General features: G+C 64.2%; 14 protein-coding genes. 6 read left to right on the top strand and 8 right to left on the bottom strand.

The window, feature by feature from the left end:
• The first annotated feature begins 58 nt into the window (after positions 1 to 58).
• Positions 59 to 517 carry an iron-sulfur cluster assembly scaffold protein gene (locus FNB15_RS00635; RefSeq protein ID WP_144066859.1) on the top strand — a complete coding sequence of 153 codons (459 nt, stop codon included), beginning with the start codon at positions 59 to 61 and terminating at the stop codon, positions 515 to 517.
• On the opposite strand, the gene FNB15_RS00630 is transcribed toward FNB15_RS00635, so the two are convergent.
• The 7 genes from FNB15_RS00630 to FNB15_RS00600 form a co-directional block, all read right to left on the bottom strand.
• The gene (locus FNB15_RS00630) at positions 514 to 942 is read right to left on the bottom strand and encodes a SufE family protein (protein WP_144066858.1); all 429 of its coding nucleotides are present in this window, start codon (positions 940 to 942) and stop codon (positions 514 to 516) included. The two genes, FNB15_RS00635 and FNB15_RS00630, sit on opposite strands and share 4 nt — an antisense overlap.
• A 10-nt stretch (positions 943 to 952) precedes the next feature.
• A complete protein-coding gene (gene cysS, locus FNB15_RS00625; protein ID WP_144066857.1) occupies positions 953 to 2,332 on the bottom strand; it encodes a cysteine--tRNA ligase in 1,380 nt (459 codons plus the stop codon).
• A gap of 101 nt (positions 2,333 to 2,433) precedes the next feature.
• Positions 2,434 to 3,486, bottom strand: a complete 1,053-nt coding sequence (locus FNB15_RS00620; RefSeq protein WP_144066856.1) for a flagellin — start codon at positions 3,484 to 3,486, stop codon at positions 2,434 to 2,436.
• A 3-nt stretch (positions 3,487 to 3,489) separates the two neighbouring features.
• Positions 3,490 to 4,917, bottom strand: coding sequence for a flagellar hook-associated protein FlgK (gene flgK / locus FNB15_RS00615; RefSeq protein ID WP_144066855.1), 1,428 nt, complete (start codon positions 4,915 to 4,917; stop codon positions 3,490 to 3,492).
• A 70-nt stretch (positions 4,918 to 4,987) separates the two neighbouring features.
• A complete protein-coding gene (locus tag FNB15_RS00610; RefSeq protein ID WP_144066854.1) occupies positions 4,988 to 6,367 on the bottom strand; it encodes a flagellar hook protein FlgE in 1,380 nt (459 codons plus the stop codon).
• A 219-nt stretch (positions 6,368 to 6,586) separates the two neighbouring features.
• On the bottom strand, positions 6,587 to 7,165 hold the full coding sequence (locus FNB15_RS00605) for a cob(I)yrinic acid a,c-diamide adenosyltransferase (protein ID WP_144066853.1): 579 nt from the start codon (positions 7,163 to 7,165) through the stop codon (positions 6,587 to 6,589).
• 10 nt (positions 7,166 to 7,175) lie between these two features.
• Positions 7,176 to 7,373 carry a twin transmembrane helix small protein gene (locus FNB15_RS00600; RefSeq protein WP_144066852.1) on the bottom strand — a complete coding sequence of 66 codons (198 nt, stop codon included), beginning with the start codon at positions 7,371 to 7,373 and terminating at the stop codon, positions 7,176 to 7,178.
• 162 nt (positions 7,374 to 7,535) lie between these two features.
• Between FNB15_RS00600 and FNB15_RS00595 the strand changes: the two genes are divergently transcribed.
• The 5 genes from FNB15_RS00595 (at position 7,536) to FNB15_RS00575 (ending at position 11,537) form a co-directional block, all read left to right on the top strand.
• Positions 7,536 to 8,390, top strand: a complete 855-nt coding sequence (locus tag FNB15_RS00595) for an AraC family transcriptional regulator (RefSeq protein WP_144258572.1) — start codon at positions 7,536 to 7,538, stop codon at positions 8,388 to 8,390.
• An 88-nt stretch (positions 8,391 to 8,478) separates the two neighbouring features.
• Positions 8,479 to 9,195, top strand: a complete 717-nt coding sequence (locus FNB15_RS00590) for an alanyl-tRNA editing protein (protein WP_144066851.1) — start codon at positions 8,479 to 8,481, stop codon at positions 9,193 to 9,195.
• Between the two features lies 1 nt (position 9,196).
• On the top strand, positions 9,197 to 10,114 hold the full coding sequence (locus FNB15_RS00585) for a DMT family transporter (protein WP_144066850.1): 918 nt from the start codon (positions 9,197 to 9,199) through the stop codon (positions 10,112 to 10,114).
• Complete coding sequence (locus FNB15_RS00580; protein WP_144066849.1) at positions 10,111 to 10,554, top strand: MarR family winged helix-turn-helix transcriptional regulator; 444 nt, start codon at positions 10,111 to 10,113, stop codon at positions 10,552 to 10,554. Before FNB15_RS00585 ends, FNB15_RS00580 begins: the two co-directional genes overlap by 4 nt.
• A 41-nt stretch (positions 10,555 to 10,595) precedes the next feature.
• Positions 10,596 to 11,537 carry a threonine/serine dehydratase gene (locus FNB15_RS00575; RefSeq protein WP_144066848.1) on the top strand — a complete coding sequence of 314 codons (942 nt, stop codon included), beginning with the start codon at positions 10,596 to 10,598 and terminating at the stop codon, positions 11,535 to 11,537.
• Between the two features lie 9 nt (positions 11,538 to 11,546).
• On the opposite strand, the gene FNB15_RS00570 is transcribed toward FNB15_RS00575, so the two are convergent.
• Entirely contained in the window at positions 11,547 to 13,247 is a 1,701-nt protein-coding gene (locus tag FNB15_RS00570) for an acyl-CoA dehydrogenase family protein (RefSeq protein WP_144066847.1), read from the bottom strand.
• Positions 13,248 to 13,277 lie beyond the last annotated feature (30 nt).

The raw sequence follows: 13,277 nt of genomic DNA, 5'->3' as shown, positions 1-13,277 counted from the left end.
CAGCAAGCCAAGCATCAAGATCGTGCATCAAGGCCGCCCGAGGAGTAGCCTAAGCCCCATGCTGAACGCCCTCTACAACGAAAAAATCCTTAATTTTGCGGCACATATCGGCCAGACCGAGCGGCTGGCCAACCCGGACGCGACCGTGACCCACCACAGCCCGCTCTGCGGCAGCCGGATCACGGTCGACCTCAAGCTGGATCCGGAGGGCCGGGTGGCCGCCTATGGCCAGCAGGTGCGGGCCTGTGCGCTCGGCCAGGCGGCCGCCAGCATCCTGGGCCAGCATATCGTCGGCCAGGACACCGCCACGCTGCGCCAGCTGGTCGGGATGATGCGCAGCATGCTCAAGGAGAACGGCCCGCCGCCGGGCGCGGATTTCGCCGGTGGCGTGTTTGCCGATCTGGAAGTGCTGGTGCCGGTGCGCGACCACAAGGCGCGCCACAATGCAGTACTGCTGCCGTTCGAGGCCGCCGTGAAGGCGATCGACCAGATCGAAGCCGCGAAGCAGGGCGCTTAGGCCGCCTTCAGTTCCGCCTTCGCCACAGCCTGGATCAGCGCGATCATGCCATTCAGGCCGTTGATGCGGTTCGAGGTGATGTTTTCCCACACGCCGATCTTCTGCAGGAACTCGGGCGGGGTATCGACGATCTCCTGCGGCGTGCGGCCGGAATAGACCTTCAGCAGCAGCGCGATCAGCCCGGCAACGATCTCGGACTCGCTGCTGGCCTGGTAATACACGCGGCCATCGCGCGCTTCACCATGCAGCCAGGCGCGATTGATACAGCCCTTCACCCGCCAGTCGTCGGTGCGCAGCTCGTCGGGATAGGGTGGCAGGCCGCGACCGAGATCGATCAGGAAGCGATAGCGATCCATCCAGTCATCGAAGGTGCCGAAATCCTCGATGATCTCGTCCTGTACAGCCCTGATGTCGGCTTCGCTCATGACGCGCTCCTTACGACGCCACGCGCCATGTCGTTTCACCGGCCTTGTCTTCCAGCAGGATGCCGCGCGCCGCCAGCTCGTCACGGATGCGATCCGACTCTGCCCAGTCCTTGCGGGCGCGTGCCGCCTTGCGCTCGGCGATCAGCGCTTCGATGGCCGCGGCGTCCACATCCGCAGCGCCGGTGCCCTTCAGCCAGACGGCCGGATCCTGCTGCAGCAGGCCGATCAGCCAGCCGGCGGCCACCAGCTCGCCCTTCAGGCGCGCCCGCTCGGCCGGATCGGTCGCCTTGTTCGCCGCATTGGCGATCTGGTGCAGTTCGGCCAGTGCCTTGGGCGTGTTCAGGTCGTCGGCCAGCGCGGCCATGAAGGCAGCGGGCGCTGTCGTCTCGGCGGCCTGGACGTCCTTCAGCGAGTCCAGGGCGCGATACAGCCGGTCAAGCTGGGTACGTGCGTCCTTCACGGCATTTTCGGTCCAGTCGAGCGGCTGGCGGTAATGCGCCGACAGCAGCACCAGGCGCAAAGCCTCGCCCGGCGCCAGCTTCAGCAGATCATGCACCAGCGTCACATTGCCGAGCGACTTCGACATCTTCTCGGCGTTGATATTGACGAAGCCGTTATGCATCCAGGTGCGGCAGAATTGCGTGCCGTCATGGGCGCAGGTGCTCTGCGCGATCTCGTTCTCATGATGCGGGAAGATCAGGTCGTGGCCGCCGCCATGGATGTCGATCGGCCCGGTGCCGAAATTGCGTTCGATCATCGCCGAGCATTCGATATGCCAGCCGGGCCGGCCGCGGCCCCAAGGGCTGTCCCAGCCCACCATGTCGGCATCCGAGGGTTTCCACAGGGTGAAATCGGCCGGGTCGCGCTTGTAGGCGGCGACGTCGACGCGGGCGCCGGCGATCATCTCGTCGCGGTCGCGGCGCGACAGCTGGCCATACTGCTTGAAGGAGGGCACATGGAACAGGACCTGGCCGTCCTTCTCGTAGGCATGGCCATTGGCCATCAGGCGCTCGATCATGCTGATGATCGCGTCGATATGCTGCGTCACCTTGGGTTCGATTCCCGGCGGCAGCACGCCGAGCGCGCCAATGTCGGCATGATAGACCGCCAGATACTTTTCCGTGATCGCGCTGATCGGCACGCCCTGGTCCTTGGCGGCCTTGTTGATCCTGTCGTCCACATCGGTGACGTTGCGGGCGTAGACCACCTTCGGGAAGCTCTTCTGCATCAGCCGGTAGAGCGTGTCGAACACCACGGCCGGGCGGGCGTTGCCGATATGGGCGTAGTTGTAGACGGTGGGGCCGCAGACATACATCGTCACCCGCTGCGGATCGAGCGGCCGGAAGATTTCCTTCTGGCGGGTGAGGGTGTTGTAGAGCTGAATGTCCATCGTCCGGGGTCCTGGTTTATGGCCCGGAATATAGGGAATAGTGGCGGAATCGCAACCGGCGGGCTAGCTCGCCGGTCCGGCAAACAGCCGGAAAAGCCCGCTTAACGGAGGAAGTTGACCAGCGAGAGCTGCAGGCTGTCGCGCGTGATCACGTAGGAAGCTTCCAGCGTGGTCTGCAGGTTCTTGATGTTGACCGAAACCTCGCCGATATCGACATTCTCGATGCTGCCGACGCGCACCTTCAGCACGTCGAGCGAGCGGTCATGGCGCTCCATTACTTCGGTCAGCTGCTGCTGCTTGTAGCCGTTGCGCGAGGCAATCGACTTCAGCGAGGAAATCGCCTCATTGAGCTGGGTGCGCGCCTGGTCGACACGGACCTGGTAGTTATCCGGATTGCCCGCGATATCCTGCGTGGCGTCGCGGAAGCGGAGGATGGCATCGACCAGAATCTGGAAGCCGCCTTCGGCCGCCGACACACCATAGCTCAGCTGCTCGTTGTCGTCGGTATACAGGGTGGTGCCGGCCGAATTGTAGAAATCGTCGTAGGTGCCGGGCGCGGCTGCGGTCGGGTTGATATAGAAGTCGTTCGCCGTGTTGTACAGCGAGGTGCCCGGGAAAGCAGCCGGAACCGTGAAGGCCGCGAAGGGGTTGTAGTCCACGCCCGGAACGGCATTGGCGGGATAGATCGCGGGCAGGTCCGAGATCGTGCCGTTGATCGGGTTCTGGGTGTAGTTGGTGCCGGCAAACAGATAGCGGTCGCCGTCCTTGGTCTGCAGCAGGCCGCCGATGCGGTCGAGCAGAAGATTGGCCTGCACGTCCGGCGCCGCGCTGGCGGCAAAATACGGGTCGCGATTCTTGATCATCGTATCCTGCGCCTCGGTGGCGATATCGATGATCTCTTCGATGGTGAGAGCGTAGAGGTTGGTGCGGTTCTGCGCCTGCTGCACCGCGCTCTTGTAGTTGTTGACCGTGCCGATTTCAGACTTGAGATTGCCCAGCTCCTGGGCGCGCTGCGACACGCCGATCAGGCCGTCGGCATAGCGGCCGTCGGCCAGCTGCTGGTTCTGCCTCGACAGCTGCAGGTTCAGCAGCCGCACGTTGCGGGTGACATCGAGCTGGGTCGCGTATTGCGTGGTGCCTACGAGCGAAACCATGACTTACCTCCCGATGTTGACAAGGGTGTCAAACATCTGCGTGATCGTGTTCATCACATTGGCCAGCGCGGCATAATTGTTCTGCAGAAGCTGCAATTGCGCAAGCTCGTCGTCGATGTTGACGCCGGTGATGTTGCGATATTTCTGATCCAGCGTGTGCTGCAGGCGTTCCGCGCTGTCGCGCTGCAGTTCGTTATCTGCCGTGGAACGCGCCTGGTAGGACAGAATGCCGTTCGCGACGCCAAAGATATTGACATTGGCGACTACCAGGCCGTTCGGGTCGCCGGCGCGGTTGACCTGGGCATTGGTCATTGTGGTGTTGCGCATCGCCTGCTGCACGGCACCAGCGACGTTGGCATCCAGCGTGCTCGGATCGAGCGTGATGCTGCTTTCCACGGTGATCAGGCCGGCTTCGTCCGGCGGCGTGCCGACGGGGGCGGTATAATCGAAGAAGGGGCCGCCATAGGCGTTGTTCACCACGTCGACCAGGTTGGCGGCGAAAGCGTCAAGCTGATTGAAGAACTTCGCCAGTGCGCCGACATTCGGATCGCTTGATGCAAGCGCGGTCGGGGTGACGTCGAGATAATTCAGCGAGGCGCGGGTCGATCCGTTCAGGAAGCCGCCGGTGACGTCGGTGCTCGAACCCTCGAGATAGATGCCGGCCTGCGGGTGGGTCGGCGGATTGGCGATCTCCACATATTCAAACTTCTGGGCCGTCGTGCCGACGAGCTGGACGCCGCCGGTGGTGTAGACGAACACTTCGCCGCGATCATTCTCCAGCGTGCGGATGCCGACCTTGTCGGACAGGCGCTTGATTTCGGCATCGCGCATATCCTCAAGGTCGCCGACCGGAGTGCCGGCAGCGGCCAGCGAGGCGATCTTGCGGTTCAGTTCGGCGATCTTGCTTGTCGCGTTATTGATCGCTTCGATATCGGTCTGGATATTCTGCTGGGCGCGGTTCTGCAGTTCCGACTGCAGACCGTTCAGGCGGCGGATTTCTGTCGCCAGCTCATTGCCGCGCTGCACGACCAGGCTTTTGAAGTCGTTGTTTTCCGGCGTGGCTTCCAGCTGCTTCCAGGCATCCTCGAAGCGGGTCATCATCGCCAGGATGGTCGGCTGGTCGCCGGTGGTGTTGGTGGCATCCAGCGCTTCGGCAAGTTCCTTCGAATAGCCGAGCTGCATCTGCAGGCGGCCGTAATCGGCGTTGGAGCTGTAGAAGTCCTGCTGGATTTCCGGGGCGACCGCGCGAGTGACGCTCGAGATCAGCGCCGACTGCGGCAGGCCTTCTGCCACCGGGGTGGTCAGGGTCGCGAGCTTGCGGGTGTATTCCGGGTTCTGGGCATTTGAGACGTTGCCCGCGGCAATGCGCGTCTGGCTCTGCAGGGTCTGCAGGCCGATAACGGCAGTGTTAAGGGCGGCGCTCAAGGACATGACACAGAACCTTTCTGGGGTAGTGGTGTCGGCTGCCGGACGGGTTTAGCGCCCGGCAGCCAGTTTACGCTTAGCGGCGGATATTGATGGTTTCCTGGAGCAGTTCGTCGGCAGCGGTGATCAGCCGGGCATTGGCCGAGTAGGTACGCTGGGCGACAATCAGCTTGGAGAACTCTTCGGCGATATCGACGTTCGAACCTTCGATGGCAGCCGACACATAATCACCGGCGCCGCTCGAACCTGACTGCGACAACACGGCACCGCCGGAGCTCGGAGTTTCGACGAAGGCGTTACCCGCCACACGGTCCAGTTCGGTCGGATCTCGGAACTTGGCGACCGGGATCTGGTAGAACTGCTTGACGTTACCGTTGTCGAAGGTGACCGAGACGAAGCCGTCCTGGTCGATCGCAAGGTTCTTGAAGTTACCCTGCGGCACACCGTTCTGCTGGAAGTTATTCAGTGTCAGCGTGTCGCCGGCATACTGCGTCGTGCCGATCGAGTTGCCATAGGACCCCAGGTCGAGACGGATCTGCTGGCCGCCCGAGCCGTAGTCGATGCTGAAGCTGATGGACGCATCGTCGTTAACAGCAGTCGCTGCCGAACCCAGCAGGGCGCTGGCGCCGGCACCCGACGGCGTGGTGCCGTCTGCGGCGCCGAGGCTGGCGATGGTGCCGGGCGAGATGTTCTGGCCGGCGATCGAGCCACCGAAAACCACAGTGATCGGGCCGAAGGAGGTTGTAGAGGCGGTGGCATCGGCGCCGGGAGCATTCAGTGCCAGTTCCCAGGCATTGTTGCCGGTGCGGGTCCAGGTCAGGTTCAGCGTGCGGGCGTTGCCCAGCGCGTCGAAGATCTGGATCGAGCTGGCCGGCAAGGTGGCCGGCAGCGTGCCCGACGTGTCCAGCGCGTTGGACGGCAGGTTGGCGGCATAATCGACCACGCTGGTCGCCACAGGGGCGTCGAGCAGGTTGGAGACGCGCACTTCCTCGGTCGCCGAACTGTCGACCACGCCGGTGACCGGATCGATCGGCCAGCCGCGCAGGAAGTAGCCCGAGGAATTCACCAGGAAGCCATCGCTGTTCTGGTTGAAGTCGCCGACGCGGGTGAAATAGCTGGTGGTTTCGAAAGTCGGCAGGCCGGTGGTGCCGTCCGTGCCGTTTTTCTTCGAGACCGGGATGAAGCCGCTGCCGACCAGGGCGATCGAGGTGGTGGAAGACACCTGCTGGATCGAGCCCTGGGTATTATTGGAGAAGAAAGGCTGGTTGATCACGCCGCCGGGGGAGTGCGTATTCGCCTGTGCGCTCGACTGCGTCACCAGCGTCTGGAACCGCGATTCCACCTTCTTGTAGCCGATGGTGCTCGCGTTCGCGACGTTGTCCGAGATAAAGCCGATCGCTGCGGACTGACCATTCAGGCCGGTGATCGAGGTCTGCAAAGCGCCACTAATTGACATAACACCCCTCCATGGGCTGGAAACTGATTTGGCTTAGGAGGAGCAAGCCCCGTGCCAGTTTGGGGTGGCTGGGCTAATGCATTATTATTTCAGGGTAATTCACAATATTTCGGAACTGGGTTAACGCGGCAGCTTCTGCCGTCTGGTCCTGTTGCCGGGTCGGGTCCGGCAGTTTTTGCCGGGCAGGTCCGGCTGCCGGGGGCCGACTGGGCGGCCTTTTTAGCCGCGGTTCAGGCCCGGCACCCAGAGCACGTCGCCGATGCCGTCCTGGTTGGCATGGCGGGCGGCCACGAACAGGTGGTCCGACAGGCGGTTGATATAGCTGAGTGCCGCCGGATTGAGGCGTTCGGCATCCTGCAGGGCCGTCACCAGCCGTTCGGCGCGCCGGGTGATGGTGCGGGCAAGATGCAGGTAGGCCGCGGCCGGGCTGCCGCCGGGCAATATAAAAGATGTCAGCGCGCCCAGGTTGGCATTCATGGCGTCGATCTCGGCTTCCAGCCGGTCGACCTGCACCTGGTCCATCCGCAGCGCCGGCCGGCGGCGCGGGTCGTTCTCTTCGTCTTCCGGGGTGCAGAGATCGGCGCCAAGGTCGAACAGGTCGTTCTGGATGCGCGACAGCATGGCATCCAGGTCGGTACCCGCGGTGTGCAGCCGGGCAAGGCCAATGGCCGCGTTGGCCTCATCGACGGCGCCGAAGGCCTCCACCCGCAGGTCATGCTTGGGCACGCGCTCGCCGTTGCCCAGCGAGGTCATGCCCTTGTCGCCGCCGCGGGTGTAGATCCGGTCGAGCTTAACCATGCGACTTGCCTCAGTTGCGGAATGCGAAGCTGGCGATGCCGATCAGGATGATGGCGATGAACTGCAGCAGGATGCGCCAGCGCATCAGCTTATTGGAATAGGACCGGTTGAACTGGCCGCCGCGGAACAGCGCGTAGAGGCCGACGCAGAGCACCAGAAAGGTGGCGACAGCGAAGGCCGGGATCAGAAAGTGGACGAAGTTCTGCATGCCCTGAGAATATAGGGTCGGCAGGGGGTAATCCAACCACCAGAAGCTGGCGGGGCGACGGCCCGGGCCGCGACGCAAGGCCGCAGGGCGCTCCGCCGGCGGTTATGACCCGGGGGCATTATCCGGTGGTCCTGTCGCCGGCCCGGCCTTATCCTGACCGTGATGGAGAACCGCCCGATCCGGACCGCCCCGAAGAACGCCGCGCATTTCTGGCAGGATCCGCATGTCGCCGGCCTCAGCCTGCTGCATGCCGATTTCACCCGCCACGATTATGCGCCGCACAGCCATGACGCGCTGGTGGTGGCGGTGACCGAGACCGGCGGTGCCGAATTCACCAGCCGGGGCCGTACCGAGGAAGCCCGCCAGGATGTCCTGCTGGTGTTCAACCCCGACGAACCGCATTCCGGCCGGATGGCGCGCAGCCCGCGCTGGCGATACCGCTCCTTATATATGGAGACGCAGGCGATTGCCGAAGCCGCCCGGCTCGCCGGCCTCGACCGCCCGGCTTATTTCACCGCCAATCTGTTCCACGATCCCGAACTGGTCGCGGTGTTCCATAACCTGCATTGCGCCCTCGAACAGGCAGATGACCGCCTGCGTCAACAGGAGTTGCTGGCGCAGGGTTTCGCCGTGCTGAGCCGACGCTACGGCAGCCGTCGCGATGCAGAAGAGTCCGATGCGGGAGACGGACATCTGCTGGGCCGGCTGCGGCCGGTGCTGGAAGACCGCCATGCCGAGCGCCTTACGCTGGATGACCTGAGCGCCCCGCTTGGCCTGAGCCCGTTCCAGTTGATCCGCCTGTTCCGCCGTGCCACCGGCCTGACTCCGCATGCCTATCTGACCCAGATCCGGCTGCGGGCGGCATTGCGTCATCTGCGTGCCGGCCTGCCGATCGCCGAGGCGGCGGTGGCGGCCGGCTTCTTCGACCAGAGTGCGCTGAACCGCCACTTCCGCCGGATCTATGGCATCACGCCCCGGCAGTTCGTCGCCGCCCAGGGCATCCGCCCGGCGGCTTAAGTCCCGGCGCACGGCCGGGCACGCAATTTTCGCCAAGAATGCCGGCCATGGCCTGCCTATCGTCCGCATCAGGAACGATGAGGCCGCGATGTCGCGATATTACTGCCATGACAATCCCGAGGTGCTGACCCTGCGCAGCCTGGTGCTGGAAAGCCAGCCCGGCCTGGTCCGGCTGGCCGAAATGCCGTTCTACCCCGGCGGTGGCGGGCAGTTGCCGGACCAGGGCAGTCTCGAATGGACCGATGGCAATGTCGGCATCGCGGGGTTCGAGAGCATCGGCGGGCGCCTCTGGATCAGGCTGCAGCAGCCGGTCGAACTTTCCGGCGAGGTCCAGGCCAGGGTCGATCCCGCCTTCCGCCAGACCCAGCGCGAGTTGCATACCGGTCTGCATATCATCAACGCGCTGGTCTTCCAGGCGTTCGATGGTGCGCTGGTTACCGGCGTGCAGATGAATGCCGATGGCACGGCGCGGATCGATTTCGATCTTCCCGATGCCGACAACGACCGCCTGCGTGCGCTTGAACCCGCGATCAACGACGCCATCCGGCAGAACCTGCCGGTACAGGAAAGCTACATCGCGCTCGACGATGCCTATGATGAAAAGGGCCTGCTGCGCTCGCGGTCAGTCACACCGCCGCCGACCACCGACGGCCTGATCCGCATCATTGAGATTGCCGGACTCGACCGACAGGCCTGCGGCGGCACACATCTCACGTCCACCGGCGGTTCGCGGCCGATCCGTATTCTGAAGATCGACAACAAGGGCCGGCACAACCGTCGCATGCGCATCGGCCTCGAGGGCTGACATGACTGCGTGGCTTCAGACGGTCTGGCGGCGACCCTATCTGCTGCTCTGGCTACCGCCGGCCTTCTGGGCCGGTAACCTGGTACTGGGCCGCGGGTTTGCCGATACCATCCCGCCCGTCACGCTCGCGGTCGGACGCTGGCTGGTCGCGCTGCTGATCCTGCTGCCCTTCGTCCTGCAGGGCCTGTGGCGCCAGCGCGGCCTGCTGTGGCGTCAGCGCTGGCTGATCCTTGCCTGTGGCGCCTTCGGCATTGCCGGCTACAACGCGCTGGCCTATGTGGCGCTGCAGACCGTGCCGGCGGTGAACGTGGCCTTCCTGAATTCCACCCTGCCTCTGATGATCCCGGTTGCCGCTTTTCTGCTGGGCCGCGAAAGGGTGTCGCGTCAGACGCTTGCCGGCATCGTGATCTCGTTCATCGGCATCTGCTGGATTGTCTCGCGCGGCACCATGGCCACGCTGTTCGCCCTGCAGTTCGAGCAGGCGGACCTGCTGGTGCTGCTGGCGATCCTGAATTACGCCGTCTATTCGGTGTTGCTGCGGCGGCGCGACCCCGCGCTCGATCCGCTGGTTTTCCTGGCGTCGACGATGATGACCGGCCTGGCTGTGCTGCTGCCGTTCTGGCTCTGGGAGCTACAGGCCGGGGCCGTGATACCCCTTGATGCGGCTTCGGTGGCCGCCGTGCTCTATATCGGCGTCTTTGCATCCCTTTTGGCCTTCATCCTGTGGAACCGCTGCGTCGCCCTGCTGGGCGCAACTGTGACCGGCGTTTCCTTTCATCTGGTGGCGGTATTCACCGCGCTGCTGGCGTTTGCCTTGCTCGGCGAGCCGGTGCAGGGTTTTCACGCCCTGGGCATCCTGCTGATTCTCTCCGGCTTCGCCATCGCGACGTTGCCGCCTGCACGACGCCGTCCGGCATGACGGGCCCTCGCACCCGGCGCATTGCCACCGTGCGGCAGTTCAACCGCTTCTATACGCATTGCATCGGCCTGCTGGATGAAAGCCTGTCGCAGGGCAGCTTCTCCCTGACCGAAATCCGCGTGCTGTTCGAACTGGCCGACGAGGAGGTGGTCACGGCCACGGCGCTGAACCGCCGGCTTGGCCTTGATCTGGGATATCTCAGCCGCATCCTGCATCGCTTCGAGCGCAGCGGCTTCCTGCAGCGCGAAATCGGCCGGCAGGATCGCCGCGAGCTGCAATTGCGTCTGACACCGGCCGGACGTGCCGCGATTGCGCCGCTGGATCAGGCCGCAAGTGCGGAAGTGGCACGCTGGCTGCGGCCATTGGGCGAGCAGAAGCAGCGCGAACTGCTGGCCGCCATGCAGGCGATCATGCATCTGCTGGGCGAGGCCGAAGGCTAGGTATCTTGTCAAATGGCCGGATGCCCTTTAGCCATATCACCATGACACATCAGATCGACCGCGCCGCCATCGCCGCCAACTATCCGAAGATCGCACCTTATATACGCCGCACCCCGGTGATGGCCGTGGCGGGGGCGGATTTCGGCCTGCCGGTCGAGAGCCTGCAGCTCAAGCTGGAGCTGCTGCAGCATTCCGGCTCCTTCAAGCCGCGCGGCGCCTTCACCGGGCTGTTAGCCGGCAGGCTGCCCGCTGCCGGTGTGGTGGCGGCGTCCGGCGGTAACCACGGCGCGGCGGTAGCCTATGCCGCCATGGTGCTGAATGTGCCGGCCCGGATTTTCGTGCCCAGCATCGCTGCGCCAATGAAGATCGCCAGAATCAAAAGCTATGGCGCCGACCTGGTGGTGGGCGGCGACCGCTATGCCGATGCGCTGGCGGCCAGCGAGGAATGGCTGAAGCAAAGCGGCGCGCTGGCGATCCATGCCTATGACCAGCCAGAGACGCTGATCGGGCAGGGCAGTGTCGGGCTGGAACTGGAAGAACAGGTGCCGGAGATCGACACGCTGCTGGTCGCGGTCGGTGGTGGCGGGCTGATCGGCGGCATTGCAGCATGGTATGGCGGCAAGGTGAAGGTGGTGGCGGTGGAACCCGAAACAGCGCCGACGCTGAACATGGCGCTCAAGGCCGGCAAGCCGGTCGAGGCCCCGGCTGGCGGCATCGCGGCGGACTCGCTGGCGCCGAAGATGATCGGCAGCCTGATGTTCCCGATCGCGCAAAAGGGCGTGGCCGAGTCCGTGCTGGTGACGGATGACGCGATCCGCGATGCGCAGAAGGCGCTGTGGGAGAAACTGCGGCTGGTGACCGAACCCGGCGGCGCGGCGGCGTTTGCCGCGCTGGTGTCGAAACGCTATGTGCCGAAGCCGGGCGAGAAGGTCGCTATACTGGTCTGCGGCAGCAACCCGACTGACATGGCCTTTACGAATTAGCCCCAGGAATCAGCTATTGCGGGTTTCCAGCAGGCGGCGGGCGATCACCTGCGCCTGGATTTCGGCAGCACCCTCGAAGATGTTGAGGATACGCGCGTCGCACAGCACGCGGCTGATCGGATATTCTTCGGCATAACCGTTGCCGCCATGCACCTGCAGGGCGTTGTCGGCGTTCGCCCAGGCGATGCGCGCGGCCAGCAGCTTGGCCATGCCGGCTTCGAGGTCGCAGCGGCGGCCCTGATCTTTCTCACGCGCGGCGAAGTAGCAGAGCTGCCGCGCCATCATGGTTTCCACCGCCATCCAGGCGATCTTGCCATGCACGCGCGGGAAGCTGTAGATCGGCTTGCCGAACTGCACGCGCTCGTTGGCGTATTTCAGGCCGAGTTCCAGTGCGCATTGCGCGACGCCGAGCGCACGGGCGCCGGTCTGGATGCGGGCCGATTCAAAAGTCTCCATCAGCTGCTTGAAGCCCTGGCCTTCGCGCTGGCCCAGCAGGTTCTCGGCCTTCACTTCGAAACCGTCGAAGCCGATCTCGTATTCCTTCATGCCGCGATAGCCCAGTACTTCGATCTCGCCGCCGGTCATGCCATCAGCCGGGAAAGGGTTGGCGTCGTCGCCGCGCGGCTTCTCGGCCAGGAACATCGACAGGCCCTTGTAGCTCTTCTCGTTTGGATCTGTGCGCGCCAGCAGGGTCATCAGATCGGTGCGGGCGGCATGCGTGATCCAGGTCTTGTTGCCGGTCACCTTGTAGACATCGCCGTCTTTTACGGCGCGCGTACGTAGCGAACCCAGATCGGAGCCTGTATTCGGCTCGGTAAAGACGGCAGTCGGCAGCGTCTCGCCCGAGGCGAGCTTCGGCAGCCATTTCTTCTTCTGCTCTTCGGTGCCGCCGCGCAGGATCAGTTCGGCGGCGATCTCGGCGCGGGTGCCGAGGCTGCCAACGCCGATATAGCAGCGGCTGAGTTCTTCGGAGACGACGCACATGGCGGTCTTGCCCATGCCATGGCCGCCGTATTCTTCCGGGATGGTCAGGCCGAAGACGCCGAGTTCGGCCATCTCGTCGACCACGCTCATCGGGATGAATTCATCCTTGCGGTGCCAGTCATGCGCATAGGGGATGACCTTGTCCTCACCGAAGCGGCGGAACTGCTCGCGCACCATGGCCATGGTTTCATCAAGGCCGAGTTCGCCGAAATCGCCGGTGTCGAGGCCGTCCTTCACCAGTTGGGCAATGCGGCTGCGCACCGCCGGCGTGTTGCCGCCAGCCACCAGCGCCTTTACGGCAGGTGTCAGCAGCGCCTGCTGCGCATCGGCGGCGACGCCCAGATCAGCGAGGCGGCAGATTTCCACCTGGCTCATGCTGATGCCGCCCTGCATCTGCGCGAGATATTCGCCGAAACCGGCCTGCAGGATCAGCTGCTCGAGTTCGCGCAGCTTGCCGTCGGCCTGGATACGCTCGGCCCAGTGCAGGCTTTCCTTCAGCGTCGCCACATAGGTGGCGAGCCAGGCCAGGCCATGCGCGGCGAACTGCTCGTCTTCCAGCTTGGCGGGGTCGATATTGCCGTTGGAGTCACGCACCAGCTGCGCCACCGCTGCCGTGGCATGGGCAAGCAATGTCTCGGCTGCCTCCAGCGCCTTGCCGCAGGTCGGCAGCAGGTCGGCGATCACCAGGCTATCGACGGCGGGAGCGGATTTGACTGCAGCGGACATATGGGGCTCGCTTGGAAAATATCGGCTTGG

Origin of the sequence: Ferrovibrio terrae, assembly GCF_007197755.1 — a bacterium.
In the GTDB taxonomy this organism is placed as follows: domain Bacteria; phylum Pseudomonadota; class Alphaproteobacteria; order Ferrovibrionales; family Ferrovibrionaceae; genus Ferrovibrio; species Ferrovibrio terrae.
This window is presented reverse-complemented; position numbering and strand designations above follow the sequence as displayed.